Annotated in this window: 16 protein-coding genes, 1 tRNA gene and 1 pseudogene; 11 read left to right on the forward strand and 7 right to left on the reverse strand. The window is 55.0% G+C overall.

What is annotated here, in order from left to right:
• Positions 1 to 5: 5 nt before the first annotated feature.
• Positions 6 to 806: a DUF72 domain-containing protein gene (locus ATO67_RS00780; RefSeq protein ID WP_067642941.1), complete on the reverse strand. Its 801-nt coding sequence runs from the start codon at positions 804 to 806 to the stop codon at positions 6 to 8.
• A 42-nt stretch (positions 807 to 848) separates the two neighbouring features.
• Entirely contained in the window at positions 849 to 3770 is a 2922-nt protein-coding gene (gene uvrA / locus ATO67_RS00785; protein ID WP_067642944.1) for an excinuclease ABC subunit UvrA, read from the reverse strand.
• Between the two features lie 289 nt (positions 3771 to 4059).
• Here uvrA and ATO67_RS00790 point away from each other — a divergent pair, with 289 nt between their 5' ends.
• Together ATO67_RS00790 and ATO67_RS00795 are read left to right on the forward strand one after the other, a co-directional pair.
• Entirely contained in the window at positions 4060 to 4590 is a 531-nt protein-coding gene (locus ATO67_RS00790; RefSeq protein ID WP_067642947.1) for a single-stranded DNA-binding protein, read from the forward strand.
• Between the two features lie 34 nt (positions 4591 to 4624).
• The gene (locus tag ATO67_RS00795; protein ID WP_067642950.1) at positions 4625 to 4882 is read left to right on the forward strand and encodes a hypothetical protein; all 258 of its coding nucleotides are present in this window, start codon (positions 4625 to 4627) and stop codon (positions 4880 to 4882) included.
• 537 nt (positions 4883 to 5419) lie between these two features.
• On the opposite strand, the gene ATO67_RS00800 is transcribed toward ATO67_RS00795, so the two are convergent.
• The gene (locus ATO67_RS00800) at positions 5420 to 6049 is read right to left on the reverse strand and encodes a MarC family protein (RefSeq protein ID WP_067642953.1); all 630 of its coding nucleotides are present in this window, start codon (positions 6047 to 6049) and stop codon (positions 5420 to 5422) included.
• Between the two features lie 252 nt (positions 6050 to 6301).
• On the opposite strand from ATO67_RS00800, the gene gyrA reads away from it, so the two are divergent.
• The gene (gene gyrA / locus ATO67_RS00805) at positions 6302 to 9133 is read left to right on the forward strand and encodes a DNA gyrase subunit A (RefSeq protein ID WP_067642956.1); all 2832 of its coding nucleotides are present in this window, start codon (positions 6302 to 6304) and stop codon (positions 9131 to 9133) included.
• Between the two features lie 112 nt (positions 9134 to 9245).
• Here gyrA and ATO67_RS00810 read toward each other — a convergent pair whose 3' ends face one another.
• The gene (locus tag ATO67_RS00810) at positions 9246 to 9509 is read right to left on the reverse strand and encodes a hypothetical protein (RefSeq protein WP_067642959.1); all 264 of its coding nucleotides are present in this window, start codon (positions 9507 to 9509) and stop codon (positions 9246 to 9248) included.
• A gap of 88 nt (positions 9510 to 9597) precedes the next feature.
• Positions 9598 to 10974 carry an SPOR domain-containing protein gene (locus ATO67_RS00815; RefSeq protein ID WP_425352173.1) on the reverse strand — a complete coding sequence of 459 codons (1377 nt, stop codon included), beginning with the start codon at positions 10972 to 10974 and terminating at the stop codon, positions 9598 to 9600.
• Between the two features lie 633 nt (positions 10975 to 11607).
• On the opposite strand from ATO67_RS00815, the gene ATO67_RS00820 reads away from it, so the two are divergent.
• From ATO67_RS00820 to ATO67_RS00835, 4 genes and pseudogenes are all read left to right on the forward strand, one after another.
• Complete coding sequence (locus tag ATO67_RS00820; protein WP_082760107.1) at positions 11608 to 11859, forward strand: hypothetical protein; 252 nt, start codon at positions 11608 to 11610, stop codon at positions 11857 to 11859.
• 487 nt (positions 11860 to 12346) lie between these two features.
• Entirely contained in the window at positions 12347 to 12712 is a 366-nt protein-coding gene (locus ATO67_RS00825; protein WP_067642962.1) for a hypothetical protein, read from the forward strand.
• 139 nt (positions 12713 to 12851) lie between these two features.
• Positions 12852 to 13832, forward strand: coding sequence for a zinc-binding dehydrogenase (locus ATO67_RS00830; protein ID WP_067642964.1), 981 nt, complete (start codon positions 12852 to 12854; stop codon positions 13830 to 13832).
• Between the two features lie 68 nt (positions 13833 to 13900).
• Positions 13901 to 14255, forward strand: a pseudogene (locus tag ATO67_RS00835) (DUF1304 domain-containing protein).
• 1 nt (position 14256) lies between these two features.
• Here ATO67_RS00835 and ATO67_RS00840 read toward each other — a convergent pair.
• Both ATO67_RS00840 and ATO67_RS00845 read right to left on the reverse strand, forming a co-directional pair.
• Complete coding sequence (locus ATO67_RS00840; RefSeq protein ID WP_157940971.1) at positions 14257 to 14427, reverse strand: hypothetical protein; 171 nt, start codon at positions 14425 to 14427, stop codon at positions 14257 to 14259.
• A gap of 185 nt (positions 14428 to 14612) precedes the next feature.
• Positions 14613 to 14702, reverse strand: a tRNA-Ser gene (locus ATO67_RS00845).
• Positions 14703 to 14937: 235 nt separating this feature from the next.
• On the opposite strand from ATO67_RS00845, the gene ATO67_RS00850 reads away from it, so the two are divergent.
• The 4 genes from ATO67_RS00850 (at position 14938) to ATO67_RS00865 (ending at position 19100) form a co-directional block, all read left to right on the forward strand.
• Entirely contained in the window at positions 14938 to 16017 is a 1080-nt protein-coding gene (locus tag ATO67_RS00850) for a septal ring lytic transglycosylase RlpA family protein (RefSeq protein WP_067642971.1), read from the forward strand.
• Between the two features lie 136 nt (positions 16018 to 16153).
• The gene (locus tag ATO67_RS00855; RefSeq protein ID WP_067642974.1) at positions 16154 to 17320 is read left to right on the forward strand and encodes a D-alanyl-D-alanine carboxypeptidase family protein; all 1167 of its coding nucleotides are present in this window, start codon (positions 16154 to 16156) and stop codon (positions 17318 to 17320) included.
• A gap of 71 nt (positions 17321 to 17391) precedes the next feature.
• Positions 17392 to 18078, forward strand: a complete 687-nt coding sequence (gene tmk, locus ATO67_RS00860) for a dTMP kinase (RefSeq protein WP_082760108.1) — start codon at positions 17392 to 17394, stop codon at positions 18076 to 18078.
• Positions 18075 to 19100 carry a DNA polymerase III subunit delta' gene (locus tag ATO67_RS00865; RefSeq protein WP_067642978.1) on the forward strand — a complete coding sequence of 342 codons (1026 nt, stop codon included), beginning with the start codon at positions 18075 to 18077 and terminating at the stop codon, positions 19098 to 19100. Before tmk ends, ATO67_RS00865 begins: the two co-directional genes overlap by 4 nt.
• Positions 19101 to 19189: the final 89 nt, after the last annotated feature.

The following is a 19189-nucleotide window of genomic DNA, read 5'->3' on the forward strand; positions in this document are numbered from 1 at the left end:
AGGCGCTAAACCATCGTCTGCATCAACCGCGCACCATTCGGTGCATTGACTTTGCCGCCGGTGATGAAGAATGCAAACACGTCCCGTGCTTTTTTCTCCGCTTTCCGGTCAGGTGCGATCAAGGGCAGATCGTCGGGAGCGCCGCCTTGCGCATAGGTCTTCAACCGCTCGCTCCAAGCCTTCATGTCCTTTTCCGGATAGCAGGTTTCGATATCGTCTTCGCCCTTTTGAAGACGGCAATAGACGAAGTCTCCCGTTACGTCCGGCAGCATCGGATAGTCGTGATGATCGGCACAGACGACGGCGACCTTGTGTTTTGCAAGCAAGTCGATGAATTCTGGCACCTGAAAGCTCGGATTACGGACTTCAACGACGTGCTGAAGCGTCATCCCGTCCTGCTTTTCCGGCAACAAGGCGAGAAATGCTGCGAAATCATCAGGCTCGAACGACTTTGTCGGTGCGAACTGCCAGAGGATCGGGCCGAGATGATCGCCAAGCTCGGTCAACCCCTGGGTCAGAAACTTGGTCATTGATTCACCGGCCTCAGCCAGTACCTTGCGATTGGTCACGTACCGGCTCGCCTTCAGCGAAAATATAAAGCCATCCGGCACCTCCGATGCCCATTTGGCAAAAGTTTCCGGCTTCTGGCTGCCATAATAGGTGCCGTTTACCTCAATGGCTCGCAACTGGCTGCTGGCATGTTCAAGCTGGCGTCTTTTTACCAGCTTGTCAGGATAGAACGTGCCTTCCCAGGGCTCAAAGGTCCAACCGCCGATACCGGCTCGGATCGTGCCTGTCTTGCTCATCTTTTCCTCCCTCCACGCATCCATTGCACGTCAGAACGTCTATTACTCTGCCGCCTGTATCTTCTTATCGGAACGGCGCTCCAGAAGTTCCTTGAGGAACTGGCCGGTATAAGAGCGTTTTTCCTTGACGATCTGTTCTGGCGTTCCGGTCGCGACGACTTCGCCACCGCCGGTGCCACCTTCGGGACCGATGTCGATCACCCAATCCGCCGTCTTGATGACTTCGAGATTGTGCTCGATGACGACGACGGAATTGCCCTGATCGACCAATTCGTGCAGCATCTCCAGAAGCTTCTTGACGTCGTGAAAGTGCAGGCCGGTCGTTGGCTCATCGAGGATGTAGAGCGTACGTCCCGTCGAGCGCTTGGATAGCTCCTTGGCCAATTTCACGCGTTGCGCTTCACCTCCCGACAGAGTGTTGGCCTGCTGGCCAACCTTGATATAGCCGAGACCGACATCGAAGAGCGACTGCAATTTGTCACGCACCGCAGGCACGGCTGCGAAGAATTCAACACCTTCCTCGACGGTCATATCGAGCACGTCGGCGATCGACTTGCTCTTGAATGTGACATCAAGCGTTTCGCGATTGTAGCGCTTGCCGTGGCAGACGTCACAGGTCACATAGACATCCGGCAGGAAGTGCATCTCGATTTTGATGACGCCGTCACCCTGGCAGGCTTCGCAACGTCCGCCCTTGACGTTGAAGGAAAAGCGACCGGGTGCATAACCACGCGCCTTCGCCTCGGGCAGGCCGGAGAACCAGTCCCGGATCGGCGTAAATGCACCGGTGTAAGTGGCAGGGTTCGAACGCGGTGTACGGCCGATAGGCGACTGGTCGATATCGATGACCTTGTCGATAAATTCAAAACCATCGATCCGATCATGATCTGCCGGAATTTCACGTGCGCCCATGACGCGTCGCGCCGCGGACTTATAGAGCGTCTCGATTAGGAACGTCGACTTGCCGCCGCCTGAAACACCCGTAACCGCCGTGAAAACACCAAGCGGCACTGACGCCGTCACATTTTTCAGATTGTTGCCGCGCGCGCCGACGACTTTGATCTCTTTGCCTTTTTTTGGCTTGCGGCGCTCTGACGGAACTGCGACACCCAACTCACCGGACAGATATTTGCCCGTTAGCGACTTCGGGTTGGCCATCACCTGTTGCGGCGTTCCCTCAGCAATCACTTCGCCGCCGTGAATACCAGCGGCAGGGCCGATATCAACCACGTAATCGGCAGTAAGAATGGCGTCCTCATCATGCTCGACCACGATGACGGTGTTGCCGATGTCACGCAGATGTTTCAGCGTGTCCAGCAAGCGGGCATTATCGCGCTGATGCAAACCGATCGACGGTTCATCCAGAACATAGAGAACGCCGGTGAGGCCAGATCCGATCTGCGATGCAAGACGAATGCGCTGACTTTCACCGCCAGACAAGGTCCCGGAATTTCGTGACAGGCTGAGATATTCCAGCCCGACATCGTTCAGGAACCGCAGGCGTTCGCGGATTTCCTTCAGAATCCGGGCTGCGATCTCATTCTGCTTAGTATTCAGCGATTCGGGCAGAACCTCAAACCAGTCTCGGGCTAGCTTGATCGACATTTCGGTGACTTGACCGATATGAAGTTTGTTGATTTTGACAGCCAGCGCTTCCGGCTTGAGGCGATAACCAGCGCAGGCCGGGCATGGTGCTGCCGACATATAGCGTTCGATCTCTTCACGTGCCCAAGCGCTGTCAGTTTCCTTCCAGCGCCGTTCGAGATTGGGAACGATGCCTTCGAAGTTTTTTACCGTCTTGTAGGAACGCGCGCCGTCCTGATACTGAAACTCGATCTTGTCGTCGGTTCCGCGCAGGATCGCCTTCTTTGCGGCGTCGGTCAGATCGTCCCAGCGGCTGGACAGCTTGAACCCGAATGCCTTGCCCAAAGCTTCCAGCGTCTGATTGTAGTAGGGTGACGATGATTTGGCCCAAGGTGCCACGGCACCATCTTTCAGAGTTCTCGCAGGTTCCGGCACGATGAGTGCCACATCCACCTTCTGCTGCGAACCAAGACCATCACAGGTAGGGCAGGCACCAAATGGATTATTGAAGGAAAACAGACGCGGTTCGATTTCCGATATGGTGAAGCCGGAGACGGGGCAGGCGAATTTTTCCGAAAACAGCACACGCTCATGCGTTTCATTCAGAGACTTGTTTGCAGATCCGCCCGCCGCTGTTTCTTCAGGGGGTAAAGGCTTGTCTGCAAATTCGGCAACTGCGAGACCATCTGCAAGCTTCAATGAGGTTTCGAGACTGTCTGCAAGACGCGCGGCCATATCCGGACGCACCACGGCTCGGTCCACGACGACATCAATATCGTGCTTGTATTTCTTGTCGAGCGCAGGGACATCGGCAATTTCGTAGAACTGCCCGTCAACCTTTACGCGCTGGAAGCCCTTTTTCATCAGGTCTGCCAGCTCTTTTTTGTATTCACCCTTACGCCCGCGAACCATCGGCGCGAGAATGTAGAGGCGCGTTCCTTCCTCTAGCGCCAGTACGCGATCGACCATCTGGCTGACGGTCTGGCTTTCAATCGGCAGGCCGGTGGCTGGCGAATAGGGAACACCTACGCGCGCAAAAAGCAGGCGCATATAGTCATAGATTTCCGTCACTGTGCCGACAGTCGAGCGAGGATTGCGCGATGTCGTTTTTTGCTCGATGGAAATCGCTGGAGACAGGCCTTCGATTTGATCGACATCCGGCTTCTGCATCATCTCCAGAAACTGGCGAGCGTAAGCGGACAGGCTTTCGACATATCGTCGCTGGCCTTCCGCATAGATCGTATCGAAAGCAAGCGAAGATTTGCCAGAACCCGAAAGCCCGGTCATGACGATCAGCTTGTTGCGTGGCAGGTCCAGATCGATGCCCTTGAGATTATGTTCGCGGGCGCCGCGGATCGAAATCGTCTTTAATTCACTCATGACAAGGCTCGGGATACTCGTTGGGAGGGGCAGGCTCTTATGTAATGACGCAGACCGGCGTGTCGAGATGTATTAACCTTTTCACGTCCGCTTTTCGTTGCACTTGACTCATCAATACAGCCTTAATAGAACAAAATAAGAACGAATTGCAAGACTAAGCGACCTGAAAGAACATTCCTTGTGGATTGTCGTTCCATCTGGTGCACATCAGGCCGAACGATGGGCTATGGTGTCCAGGATTTTAAAGATAAAATACTGGCCATGAGGGTCGGTAGACAGGATTGAGAAGATGGCTGGCAGCGTAAATAAGGTAATTTTGCTCGGGAACGTCGGCGCTGATCCGGAAATTCGCCGCACACAAGACGGTCGCCCGATTGCAAATCTTCGTATCGCGACGTCTGAAAGCTGGCGTGATCGCACGTCCGGCGAGCGAAAAGAAAAGACCGAATGGCACTCTGTCGTGGTCTTTAATGAAGGTCTTTGCAAGGTTATCGAGCAATATGTGAAAAAGGGCGCCAAGCTTTACATCGAGGGCGCGCTTCAGACCCGTAAGTGGCAAGACCAGACCGGCAATGACCGTTACTCCACGGAAATTGTGTTGCAGGGCTTCAACTCCACGCTGACGATGCTGGATGGCCGTGGCGAAGGTGGTGGTGCTGGCAACCGTGGCGGTGACGACTTTGGTGGTGGCGCATCCTATGGAGGCGGCAGCGGAAATTACGGTGGCGGTAATGACCAGCCTGCGCGCGGCGGCGCTTCCCGTGGTGGCCAACCAGCTGGTAATTTCTCCAATGATATGGACGATGATATTCCGTTCTGATTGATCGGAAAACGTATAGGGGCAAGGGTTGGCTATGACAGAAACGACGACGCCAGCGCGCCAGCCATCGACTTGGCGTATCGTGCTGGCCGCAATATTGGATTTCTTCACTGCGTTCTGGATTTTTGGTTTTATCGTCGCATCCGTCTCTGGCGGGCGCACGGAGGACGGATTCAGTGTTCAGGGCATGCCAGCGGTTTTGGTCTTTGCGCTGATCGTTGCTTATTTTCTTGTTTTTAATCGCTTCCTGGGCGGCACGATCTGGAAGCGGATTTTGAGGGCAAAGCGGTAACCCTCTAGTTCTCGGCTTTGTCTGCCAACATCGCGATCATCAGGGCTGACTGAGAAATGATGCCTGAGAGTTTGGCGTTTACTGACGACCGGCGAATTAATGCGGGCCTTGTTCCGCTAATATGATGATGGTGTTGTCTATGGCCGTATCCGGCGAGACGGTCTTGACCGGGTACGTCATAATGTTCTCGACCCTATCAATGGCGCGCTGCTGCCAGACAATATCAGCGCACAGGGCGAATTAGCCCGACTGCTGGGCGGCCTTTCGTCCAGCTAGGCTTGTTGAGGAAATCCGTCTGAGTACCGATACCGACGACTTCTGCCTTGTCGTTGTGATCGGTACTGCCTTGAAATGATGGTCGCGCATCATCGGATGAGGGGCTTTGACAAGCAACGCGCCTATACCGTGGCGCGCGGACGTTTCTTATCACTGACCGGCATAGCCTCCAGCCCGATAGTTCAGCAGATTTCGCATTCTCAAGGCTCTCGAATGTCAACGTGAATTGGCGTTTTAAAAGAGCATCCGGCGTTGTCTCTTTCAGGAAGCCATGGTGGACTTTACGCCATCGACCACGAACTGAACCGAAAGAGCCGCTAGCAATACGCCCAAAAGACGTGTGAGGATGGCACGACCGGTATTGCCGAGAAAACGGTCCAGCCGGTCGGCGGCGAGCAGTGTCAGAAAAACCAGCAGCATGCTGAAGGCCAGCAGAAGAATGAACAGGATTTTGTCAAAGCTGGTTTGCATGGACCCTGAAATCAGCACCGTGGCCGAGATTGCGCCCGGTCCGGCGATCAATGGTAGCGCCAAGGGGAAGACGGCGATGTTCTGCATGTGATCCAGCGTAATCGCCACTTCCGAGGTCTTTTCTTTACGCTCCTGCCGTTTTTCGAAAATCATTTCGAACGAGATCCAGAACAGCAGCATGCCGCCGGAAATGCGGAAGGCGCCCAGCGAGATACCAAGCATATCCAGAATGGACGACCCGAACAGCGCAAACATGGTAAGGATGCCGAAAGCGATGATCGAGCCGCGAAGGGCGACCTGACCACGTTGGGCGCGCGTCATGCCAACCGTAAGGGCCAGAAAGACAGGCGCGAGACCGGGCGGGTCTAGCGTGACAAGCATCGTGGTGAGTGCGTTGAGAAGAAGTTCGGTGCTTGCCATGTGTCCCCGCCATCCATCCTGGAAAATCAAGGCAAACGCCTCGGTCTCAGGTCGATTTTTCGTGCTATGGTAGGTAAGTCTGCATCCGTTTGGAACCCTGATCCATCCGTTTTCGCCATGCTCAGGGATAAAACTGTGCATCGTCTTGCAAATGACGCAAAAGACTGTTCAAAACCGCGCTGGAAATTGGCGCTTTCGTGCTGTTTCCGCTATAAAAATCCATCCGATTCTTAACATAGAATGTGATCCGATTTGACTGACCAGAGCCCCCCAGGCGGCGGAAAGCTTCCGCCAGGCATTGAGCCGATTTCCATCATCGAGGAAATGCAGCGGTCGTATCTCGATTACGCCATGAGCGTTATCGTCAGCCGTGCACTTCCAGACGTTCGCGATGGACTGAAGCCCGTTCATCGCCGAATTCTTTACGGGATGAACGAACTCGGTCTCGACTGGAACAAGAAATACGTCAAGTCCGCCCGCGTGACCGGTGACGTGATGGGTAAATACCACCCGCACGGCGACTCCGCGATCTATGACGCCTTGGCCCGTATGGCCCAGGACTGGTCGCTGCGCATGCCGCTGATCGACGGTCAGGGCAATTTCGGCTCTATCGACGGAGACCCGCCGGCCGCCCAGCGTTATACCGAATGCCGTCTCGAGAAGGTGGCACACGCGCTGCTCGACGATCTCGACAAGGAAACAGTCGATTTCCGCGACAACTATGACGGCACCATGTCGGAGCCCGTCGTGGTTCCTGCCAAGTTCCCCAACCTTCTGGTCAACGGCGCAGGCGGCATCGCCGTCGGCATGGCAACCAACATTCCGCCGCACAATCTGACCGAAGTCATCAACGGCTCTATCGCTTTGATCGACAACCCGGAAATCGAATTGCCGGAAATGATGGAAATCATTCCCGGCCCGGATTTTCCGACGGGTGCATTCATTCTTGGACGGTCCGGCATTCGCTCCGCCTATGAAACGGGCCGCGGCTCAGTGATCATGCGTGGTCGTGCTACCATCGAGCCTATGCGTGGCGACCGCGAGCAGATCATCATCACCGAAGTTCCTTTCCAGGTGAACAAGTCGTCGATGATCGAAAAAATGGCCGAATTGGTCAAGGACAAGCGCGTCGAGGGCATTTCCGACCTTCGCGACGAGTCTGACCGTCAAGGCTATCGCGTCGTCGTGGAATTGAAGCGCGATGCCAATGCCGAAGTTATTCTGAACCAGCTTTACCGTTACACACCGTTGCAGACGTCTTTCGGCTGTAACATGGTGGCGCTGAATGGCGGCAAGCCGGAGCAGATGACGCTTCTGGATATGCTGCGCGCTTTCGTTTCCTTCCGCGAAGAAGTCGTCAGCCGCCGCACGAAGTACCTGCTGCGCAAAGCGCGTGACCGCGCGCATGTGCTGGTTGGTCTGGCGATTGCGGTTGCCAATATCGATGAAGTCATTCGTGTTATCCGCCAGGCACCGGACCCGGCGACGGCGCGTGAACAGTTGATGACTCGCCGCTGGCCGGCATCTGACGTGGAAAGCCTGATCCTTCTGATCGACGACCCGCGCCATCGCATCAATGAAGACAAGACCTACAACTTGTCTGAAGAGCAGGCACGCGCTATTCTCGAATTGCGTCTTGCTCGACTGACAGCTCTGGGCCGTGATGAAATCAGTGATGAGCTGAACAAGATCGGCGCCGAGATCAGTGAATATCTCGACATTTTGTCCTCGCGCATTCGTATTCAGCAGATCGTCAAGGATGAGCTGGCTGCTGTCAGGGATGAGTTCGGCACGCCACGCCGCAGTCAGATCGTTGAAGGCGGTCCTGATATGGACGATGAAGATCTCATCGCCCGTGAAGATATGGTCGTAACGGTTTCGCATCTTGGTTACATCAAGCGCGTACCGTTGACGACCTACCGCGCACAGCGTCGCGGCGGCAAAGGCCGTTCCGGCATGGCGACCCGCGATGCGGATTTCGTCAACCGTCTGTTCGTGGCAAACACCCATACACCTGTGCTGTTCTTCTCCTCACGTGGCATCGTCTACAAGGAAAAGGTCTGGCGTCTGCCAATCGGCACTCCGCAGTCCAAGGGCAAGGCGCTGATCAATATGCTGCCATTGGCGGCTGGCGAACGCATCACCACCATCATGCCATTGCCGGAAGACGAGACGACGTGGGAAACACTCGACGTCATGTTCTCCACAACCCGTGGAACGGTACGCCGCAACAAGTTGTCCGATTTCGTTCAAGTCAACCGCAACGGCAAAATCGCCATGAAGCTGGATGAAGAGGGTGACGAAATCCTCTCCGTCGAAACCTGCACCGGTCCGGATGCTCTTGGCGAAGTGGCAGGCGATGACGTTCTGCTGACGACGGCGCTCGGCCAGTGCATTCGCTTCCCTGTTGATGATGTGCGTGTGTTTGCGGGTCGTAATTCGGTCGGTGTTCGCGGTATTAATCTCGGAACGGGTGATCGCATCATTTCGATGACGATTGTCAGCCACGTCAATGCAGAGCCATGGGAGCGTGCAGCTTACCTCAAGCGCGCCGCTGCTGAACGCCGTGCCCTGACGGGTGAGACCGACGCCGAGGAGATCGCACTGGTCGGTGAAGAAGTGACGGAAGAGGGCCACCTCACCGAAGAACGCTACCAGTTCCTCAAGTCACAAGAGCAGTTCGTTCTGACGGTTTCGGAAAAAGGCTTCGGCAAGCGCTCCTCTTCATATGACTTCCGCACCTCGGGCCGTGGTGGTAAGGGCATCCGCGCAACCGATACGTCCAAGACGGCGGAAATCGGTGAACTGGTTGCAGCCTTCCCGGTCGATGAGAAAGACCAGATCATGCTGGTTTCCGATGGTGGTCAGCTGATCCGCGTTCCCGTCGGCGGTATTCGCTTTGCAAGCCGCGCCACGAAGGGCGTGACGATCTTCTCTACTGCGAAGGACGAAAAGGTCGTGTCCGTCGAACGTATCAACGAACCTGAAGGCGATGATGATGTCGAGACTTTGAGCGACGCTGAAACCGACGGTATCGAGACAAATGCCGGTGCAGCACCTGAAGGTGACGGCGAGGGCGTATAAGACAGTGGCGGCGGGCCAGTGAGGGTCCCGCCGCTATCGTTATCATAATCTACAAAATAAAAAGCCCTGCGAAACGTCGATTTCGCAGGGCTTTTTTAATGACTTGAAAGGTTTAACGCAGGCGCAAATGGATTGCACCACGACCTGATTTCGACGCGATATGAAGGTGTATTTTCGCTTCGGGCTGGTTGCTGCGCCAAGCGCGAGCGCCATGGGACAGTAACAAATTCACGAGATCGCGGGTCTTGTGTCGCGATTTGTTCAAGCCCAGGTCGGCGATTCTCATCGCCGCTTCATGGATCGGATGCAGTACGGAAAGACTTTGCTGTCTGCCTTTACCTGCCGCAATGTCCGAATAGTTTTCGTTGATCGCCATCTGGAAAGCCTCGTTACACAATACAATTCGAGGAGTGGAACCGGTAATCTGTATTTTCATCCTACCGGCCCCTGAAACCGTCTTCCGCTTACTGGAGCGATGCCCAGCAGCTGATGCCTTTCTTCTTCAAAGCATTACATGCATTGACCGCTTCATTCTGGCCACCAAAGCCACCGAAGCGAGCGCGGAACATCTGGGCGCCATCCTTATTGAAGGCGACCGTAAAGGGCTTGGCCGAACGGAGCGAGATGCCACCTTTGTCCTGCGCTGCCTGAAGCAGGTTACGGGCGGAGCCTTCGTCTGGAGACGCACCGATCTGGATAACCCAACCTGCTTTGCCTGTTCCCGAAGGAGCTGGGGTGGTGGACGCAGTAACGATGTTGTCCACCTTGGTGGAATTGGTCACCATTGAACGATCAGGCCGCATGTCGACAGGTGGAGTGAGGTTGGCCGGAGGCTTTCCACGTGTTGCTACATCCATGGCCGTGACTGCTGCATTGGCCTGGCTTGGAGCGAAAGCGGATACAGGTGTCTCGTCGGCATAGCGTGCCTGCGGAACGGGGCCAGCATTGGGAAGACCCGCAGACGGCGTATATGCTTGCGTCGTTGCAGCAACAGCCACCGGCTCTTCAATCCGCATGGTCGGTGTCGACGCAATCAGGTTGCTGTTACCGCCACGTGAAGCCTGAGGAAGGTATTGCGCCACAAGCTTGCGCATCGTTGCATCGCGGGCAGCACTGGAGCGACCGCCAAGAACAACAGCGACGATGGAACGACCGTCGAGTTGGGCCGAAGTTGCCAGATTGCTCCCTGCCGCACGGGTGTAGCCCGTCTTGATACCATCAACGCCGCGAACGGTGCCAACCAGACGATTGTGGTTGCCGATGACCTGCTTGCCGAAATTGAAGGTGCGGGTGTTGAAATACCCGTAATATTGCGGGAAATGCTGGCGTAGCGCGACGCTCAACCGAGCTTGGTCGCGTGCCGTCGTCATTTGAGCCGTATTTGGCAGGCCATGTGCGTTGCGATAGGTCGTGCGGGTCATGCCCAGAGCACGGGCTTTCGCCGTCATGATGCGCCCGAAACGTTCTTCGTTGCCGCCGATCAATTCACCCAGAGCTGTCGCAACATCGTTGGCAGAACGGGTCACGAGGGCGAGAATTGCCTGCTCCACGGTAATGCTACCGCCAGCGCGCACGCCCAGCTTGGATGGAGGTTCCTTGGCGGCATTCGCCGATATAGGAACCATCGAATTCAAAGAGAGCCGACCTGAATTCAACGCTTCGAACGTCAGATACAGGGTCATCATCTTGGTTAGTGATGCTGGATAGCGCAAGCCATCAGGGTCTTCACCATAAAGAACCTTGCCGGTCTTGGCATCAACAACGATGCCCGCAAATTTGGGGTCAGCATTCGCAACCTGGGTGGCGGCGGCAGTTGCCGTCGCCATTGCCATTGCAAACATGAAAACTTTCACGAAAGACGAAGCGCCTGCCGTGCGCCCTAGTGCCTCAGATAGTTTTTTGAACACGGTTGAACTCTTTAATCGCATGCCACAGGTTCCGTCCGACACGCCCCGCCAGACTTTTTCAGACGCCAACCTTAGAACCATGGCGTTACCAAGTGGTTTATGAATGGTATCTGAAGCGGATAAAATGCGGTCTTTGATCGAAAACGGAGCAGGGGGAGGTCGCACGGGCCTTCCACGCAGATGTGCATTCGGTGCGGGAAATGAGATATTCTAAAGGTGACGTGTATTGAACTGCCGCAAGCAGATTGCTACCTGTCCCGAAACAAAGGATAAACCATGGCTTCGCGTGACCGATATTCCCGCAAACTCGAATGTGCAAAATGCGGCCATAGCGGTTTTGCCGAAGCCTCGGAGCAGGATGAAAAGCGGAATACCGACGTCGATTTTCGTATAGACGAGATGCCGCAGGGATTTCGGGCGGAGCGTCCTTCCAGAAACCCCGCCGAATACATGATACGATGTGCACAGTGCGGCAGCATTTTCCGGTTTCTGCAAAAGGCGACCTATGCGCCAGGCGGGGAGCCTCGGCGGAGTCGAAACTAGTGCTTTTGCGCTTGAGAGGACGGCATGACGATGGTCGACAACAACGATATCAAGGGCAGGCCGCACCGTAAAAAGCCGCTCTGGCCTTGGCTGTTGCTGCTGATCTTGACACTCGCCGCCATCTATTCCTGGAACAGGGCAACGGAGTTATTCGATGATTTCGAGCGGAACATGCCAGCCGCCATTATCGATCTGTTCAACGATATATTGCGAGATCATGGCCGTGAAAAGCCTTATGGTCCGGGTGTGGACGTGGTCGTTCCGACCCGTATTTAGAACGAATAGAACCGTCATTTACAAAAAAGCCCCGCAAAGTGGCGGGGCAGGTTGTTCGCTCGGGGAAAAATCGGGCAATGCCCTTGAGCGATAATCTTCTCATATTCAAAAACGGGATGTGGCTGGTAGTGCAGTCGTTACGATATCGGTACGCTCTACGAGATAAAAACGTCAGGAAATGTGACATATTTTCATCGAGGATGTTAATTGCCATAAAAAAGGCCCCACCAAGAGGCGGGGCTAAAGTTTCGCCTGATTGGCTTTCAGGACTTGGGAGCTCCTCCCGTGGAGGAAGCCAGTTTGAGATACCGTCGATCTGCAAACTGCGAAAGGCCAGTGTGCCTGCGAACGGTACTCCAGTCCGATTTAAAGAATATAAAGGCATGGTGAATTTAGCGTTCAGAACTTGTTCATCAGTGGCGTGCCATTTTTGGAGCATATTGAGACGCTACCCGGTAACGGTTCGGCTCACATGGAGAGGCCCGCTATGAAAAAAATTCTTCTGACAATGCTTGCTGGTGTTATCGCGAGTGGCGCAGTTCTGGCCAGCGTTCAGACCGCATCAGCGCAGTATTATGACGGCCCCTATCGCTATGATCGTCGCGGTCCTCCGCCACCACCATATCGCGACCCACCGCGCAGACATCGCGACCATGACAATGGCCGTGTCATCGCTGGCGGCATCGCGGCCGGTGTTTTGGGTGGTCTCATCGGCGGTGCGTTGGCACGTGATAGTGGTCCTCGTTACGTTGAGCCCCCACCACCACCGCCACGTTGCTGGTTTGAGGACCGGCAGGTTCGCAACGCCTATGATGGCGGCTGGCACATGGAAAGCATGCGCGTCTGCCAATAAGGCGTACTTAATCGAAAAAAAACGAGAGCCGGCCCTTGGGTCGGCTTTTTTGTTTTCATGCTGTCGATCTCGATCCATGCTTCATAGCAATGCCTCATTGTTTCGAGACTCTTGGACATCCATCAAAAAGGAAAATCTTATGCGTAGCGCAACCCACGACGTTTTTGGTGACCCGCAGGACGTTCTTCAGTTAAGGGATTCGCCCGTTCCGCAGCCGGGTGAGGGCCAATTGCGCATTCGCACGTTGCTATCGCCCATTCATAACCACGATCTTTGGACAGTTCGGGGAAACTATGGATACAAACCACCACTGCCCGGCGCTATCGGTGGTAGTGAAGCCGTTGGCATCGTCGATGCTATAGGCAAGGGCGGTGATCAGTCACTGGTCGGAAAGCGGGTTGCCGCCGCAGGCGTTCACGGCTCCTGGGCCGAATATTTTCTGGCTACGGCCTCTGGCGTCGTACCCGTTCCCGATACGATCTCGGATGAAGCGGCTGCTCAACTCATCGCCATGCCGTTCAGCGCCATCACACTCTTGGAATTTCTAGGTGTCGAAAAGAATGACTGGATCATTCAGAACACCGCCAATGGCGCGGTTGGCAAGGCGGTCGCGATGCTTGCGCAGGCACGCGGCATCAACGTCATCAACCTCGTTCGTCGGGATGAGGGAGTTGAAGAACTTGCGGAACTTGGAATCGTCAATGGTGTGTCTACAGCAGGTGATGATTGGAAAGACGAGGTGCGTCAATTAACCGGCGACAAGCCCATTCGCGCCGGTGTCGATTCGATTGGCGGCACAGCCAGCAACGATATCGCCGAGCTTTTAGGGGATGAAGGCCTTCTAGTATCCTTCGGAAGCATGACGGGAGAGCCGATGCAAATTTCATCGGGTCCGGTTATCTTCAAGCAGCTGACAATCAAGGGGTTCTGGGGCAGCACGGTCATCGGCTCGATGCCAGCCGATGACAGGCGCCGCCTGATCGGCGAATTGATCCAGCTTGTTGCAAATGGAACAATCCAGTTGCCTGTCGAAGACATCTATGAACTGGCGGACATATCCGCAGCTGTAAAAGCGTCTCTCGGCTCAGGCAAGACAGGAAAAGTATTGCTGAAACCATAGGCTGCATTGCACCCAGATCACTTTTCGTCTTTCAATCGGTTTTTGTTGCAAGCCCGGGAGGACGAAACTTGATTGCCAACGCTCTGATTGCGATGATTGGCCTTTTGCATTGTTATATTCTTGTGTTGCAAATGGCACTGTGGACGAAACCGGCAGGTCGCAGAGCCTTTCGGCTTTCGCCTGAATTTGCTGAATCGACCAAAGTCCTTGCTGCTAACCAAGGGCTTTACAATGGCTTTCTTGCTGCCGGTTTGTTTTGGGGTCTGATGCAAGGCGAGGAGAGCCGCGGCATTGCGATCTTCTTCCTTGCTTGCATTTTCATCGCCGGTATTTTTGGCGCCGTGACGGCGAACAGAAAAAATACTGTTCATTCAAGCGATGCCGGCAGTTCTAGCGCTGATAGCGGTGTATGCGAAGATCTGACTTACTTAGGCGCTGTGGCATGAAGGCGGGCAACGATGTAATCGTAGCTTTCCATGACCTGCACGCGCTCATTACCAGCCCGTAGAATAAGCGTGCCTTGGACAAGCGGCGATATCTGCGTGACGTGATCGAAGTTGATGGCGAATTTCTGGTTGTTGCTAACCGCTGTCACTTCAATCCACATATCAAGGCCTTTCAAGAATCGTCGTTTGTTGGACCTTATAAATGCACGCGCAAACGTCGCCAATGCTTGCAGACAACACCACGCGCAACTTTTTCAAAAAAAATAGTATGATAAAATTTCCGATTCTCGGCTTCGCGACTGTGACAGCGGTTTGTAATAACAAACGGAAAATATGGCAGATGGGGTGGGATTCGAACCCACGGTACGCTCTCACGCACGCCGGTTTTCAAGACCGGTTCCTTAAACCACTCGGACACCCATCCGTGTTACGCGACGCTTTATAACTGTTTGCTCTGTCTCGTCAATCCATCCTCACAGCCATTTTGGTGCGCAAAAGGAGGGCGCCTCGTTAACCAACGGCTAACCACGTTGATTACAATTTTACCTAATCTGAGAGGAGCGTTCGTAATTTTGCCATGTTGCGGGCAAGATTAAGCGGCTGTTAGGTGCTTCGATGTCACGGGCATGATTATCGAAGCTTGAGGGGTGTCGTGTAAAATGCGACACAATGCAGCACGGGGCGTGGATTTGAACAATACCGTTACGAAAGTCGGTGTGAGCGCGAAATGGCTCGGCATTGCCGTTCTTTGCGCAGCGACCGCATCCTGTTCTACGACATCAAAAACCGAAACGAAGCCGAAGCGTAGCAAGGAATATTTTTCCGAGTCCGAGTACGGCGTGAAGGCTAGCCCACGGGTTGCCGAAGGTGCCAATGTTCCCAAGGGCGGCGGGCGATTTCTGGTTGGTAAAGCCTACACGGTCAAAGGCCGTCGCTATTTCCCCAAGGAAGAGCAGAACTACGATAAGTCTGGCCTCGCGTCCTGGTACGGCTCCGCGTTCCATGGGCGCCTGACGGCCAACGGCGAAGCTTATGACAAGGAACACCTGTCTGCTGCGCACCCGACTTTTCCGCTTCCAAGCTATGCCCGCGTTACCAATCTGAACAATGGCTCTTCCGTTATCGTTCGCGTCAATGACCGTGGCCCTTTCCACGAAGGCCGTTTGATCGACGTATCGAGCAAGACCGCAGATCTTCTGGATATGAAAGCGACCGGCACGGCCAGCGTTCGCGTCCAGTATGTTGGCCGCGCGCCGCTCGATGGTCACGACATGCCCTATCTGATGGCATCCTATTCGCCTAAAGGATCGCGTAATCCGGGTATCAACCCTGAAGGACAGATCGCAACCGGTGTAATGGTTGCGTCAGCTTCACGATCCAATCTCCCAATTCCGCAGAGCGCTGCCTATGGTGGTTCTGCACAGACGGCACTAGTAGGTTCCAAAACCAACCACGCGCTCCAGGCGATGCCGCTGGTCAACGGTCCGGCACCCGTCATGGGGCAGGGTAATGAGGAGTTTGTGATTCTGCCCGAAATCGGCCCCTTCATAACCGAGCGGCCAGAGGGTAACTTCCTGCGTGCGCCAACGCCCGCTGGCAGATTTGCCGCAGCTTATTCCGAAGAGGCACCGGTCTCCCAAGCTGCCAGCGCATTCGACAAGGTTCTTGTCAAGCGCGGTGCTCTGACCGAACAATCCATTCTCAGCTTCGTGAAAAACAAGCAGGGCAAAACCCGCTGATTTTTGCCCTTTCAGACCGCCACTCGCATATTATCCAAAATTGCGTAGTGATTCTGATAAACCCTGCCGCAGATACCGGCAGGGCGTTGGATCATCTGCACAGACAAAGTGTTACAGACTGACGGGCTGACGTTTGATGTGCAAACCTACTTATCGACATCTTTGTACGCTTGTCATCGCAGCCGCTTGTCTGGCTGCGGCTCCTGCGATTGCTTTGGCGCAATCGGCCACCATCGCCATCAAGGCGCAGCAAGCCTATATGATCGACGCCGAGACGGGCACGGTTCTGCTGGCAACCAACGAAAATACGGCATTCCCACCCGCTTCGCTGGCCAAACTTATGACGGTCGAGGTCGTAACGGATGCGCTCTCCAAGGGCCAAATAAGTGCGGACACCAGCTATCCGGTTTCAGAATATGCCTGGCGCACGGGCGGTGCACCTTCGCGCACTTCGACCATGTTTGCGGGGCTGAAATCGTCTATCAGCGTCAATGATTTGCTGACCGGTATCATCGTGCAGAACGCCAATGACGGCTGCATCATCGTGGCAGAAGGCATGGCGGGTTCAGATGCCGCCTTTGCCAAACGCATGACCGAGCGTGCTGGTGTACTGGGTATGAGCGGCAGCACCTTCGCCAACTCCACAGGTCTCCCTGATCAGGTCAGCAAGACGACGGCCAGGGATATGGTTCTGCTGGCAAAACATATTCATGAGACGTTTGGCGAGCGCTACGGTCTCTTCAGCAAGCCTGATTTCGAATGGAACCGCATTTTCCAGCGCAATAAAAACTCGCTTCTCGGCAACGGCATAGACGGGCTGGGACTTGGTTTCGCAGAAGGTCACGGCTTCTCCACCGTCCTGTCCGCTGAGCGCGATGGCCGTCGCATTTATCTTGCGCTAGCGGGTCTTGCAGATGACAAGACGCGTCAGGAAGAGGCGCGCCGGGTGGTGGAGTGGGGTCTAACGGCTTTCCAGAAGCGCAACCTGTTTCAGAAAGATGAAACGGTCGGCAATATCGGCGTTTACGGCGGCGGGGTCGGGGCTATCGATCTTGCCGTTCATGAGGCCGTGAGTGTGCTCATACCCATCAGCAACCCGGAGCGCCTGTCCGGTCGCATCGTCTATAACTGGCCATTGAATGCCCCGCTGGCGGCGGGATACAACGCCGCAACGCTGAAGATATTTTCCGGCGAGAAGCTGCTTCGTGAGGTGCCGCTTTACACCACCGTTGCAGTGGAAAAAGGGACGCTGACTCAAAACGCAGCGGGCGCGCTCAAGGAACTTCTGTTCTTCTGGTTATAGTCCCATGGTTTCGCAACGCACCGAGATGGGTTAAACACGAAATTGCGTATCGCTGACATCAGGAAGAAACATTGCCGGAAAATACTGGTCCCAAAAACACTGGATTGTTCATCAGCTTTGAAGGCGGCGAGGGTGCTGGCAAATCCACGCAGATCCGCATTCTTGCCGATAGTTTGCGGGCGCGCGGTCTCGACGTCGTCGTAACGCGAGAGCCTGGTGGTTCGCCGGGTGCGGAGGCGGTGCGGCATGTGCTTTTATCGGGTGCAGCAGAACCGTTCGGCGTGCGTATGGAAGCAATGCTTTTTGCCGCTGCCCGAAACGATCACGTCGAAGAAGTCATTCGCCCCGCTCTGGAAAAGGGTTCCGTTGTGTTGTGCGACAGGTTTCTGGATTCGTCGCGTGTCTACCAGGGCACCACCGGTAATCTGGAACCTGATTTCATCGAGACCCTGCAACGAATTGCCATCGATGGCACCATGCCGGATATGACGCTGATCTTCGATATTTCAGCCGCAGCGGGTCTCGCCCGTGCCCGCAAGAGAGCTGATGAGGGTGCAACGCCCGATCGCTTCGAAAAAGAAGAGCTGGAGACGCACGAGAAGCGTCGCGAGGCCTATCTTGACATCGCGCTCAATGAGCCCCGCCGCTGCCGCATCGTAAACGCTGACCAGTCTCAGGAAAGGGTCACGGAAGACGTCTTTTCCTTTGTTGAGCCACTGCTTTCGAAACTGAACGCCGCTTCGGAAGTGGCGCAATGAGCGAAGGGCAGGGTGTTCTGGACGGAGCCATTCCGCCGCAGGAAAATGCCAAACTGTTTGGCCACGATGAGGCGCAGCAGTTTCTGGCGCAATCCTATCGCTCTGGCAAAGGCCACCATGCGATCCTCATCGAGGGGCCGGAGGGCATTGGCAAGGCGACACTGGCTTTCCGGTTTGCCAACTACGTTCTTGCCAACCCCGAACCATCGCTGGCGCCTTACATTATCAGCGATCCCGATCCTGCATCCATGGTCAGTCGCCAGATATCGACAGGCGCATCCCATAATCTTTTACATCTGACACGTCCGGTCGATGAGAAAACGGGGAAGGTCAAATCCGCCATTACGGTGGATGAGGTGCGCAGGGCAGGGCATTTCTTTTCGCAGACGTCGGGCACCGGCAACTGGCGGATCGTCATCATTGATCCCGCCGATGACCTCAACCGCAACGCCGCGAACGCAATCCTGAAAATACTGGAAGAGCCGCCAAAACGGGCGATGTTTCTGGTGCTTTCCCACGCGCCGGGCAAGCTTCTGCCGACCATTCGCTCTCGCTGCATGCCGCTTCGTCTACTGCCGTTGCAGAATGACGAGATGGAGCAGGCCTTGCAAAATCTCGGCCTTTCGATGTCCGGCGAAAAGCGCGACGCGCTGTTGACTGCTTCCAAGGGCAGCGTTTCGCAGTCGTTGAAACTTCTCAATTATGGCGGCTCGGATATTGTCGATGTCTTTGCAGAAGTGATGGCTGCAACCGGCCCATCTGCGCGCAAGCAAATGCACAAGCTAGCCGATGTTCTTGCACAAAAGGACGGCGATATCGTCCTTGGCTTTTTCATGGAGCACGCGACCGAAACGTTGATGGAACGGGCGCGGGCAGCGGCGATGGCGGGTGACATCAACGCGGCGGAACGCCACGCACGTCTTTCCTCTTCGTTGTCAGAACGCATCACCATTGCGCAAGCCTACAATCTCGACAAGAAACAGATGGTGCTTTCGATTCTGGAAGATATGCGCTTGGTTTGATGTGGTCGATTTTGTACTGCTTTTGCTTTCGCTTGTGCGAACAATAGGCTAAGAGCGGTCTATCAAAAAACAGACCGTAAAAACCGATT

Source organism: Agrobacterium bohemicum, from assembly GCF_001562555.1.
In the GTDB taxonomy this organism is placed as follows: Bacteria; Pseudomonadota; Alphaproteobacteria; order Rhizobiales; family Rhizobiaceae; genus Agrobacterium; species Agrobacterium bohemicum.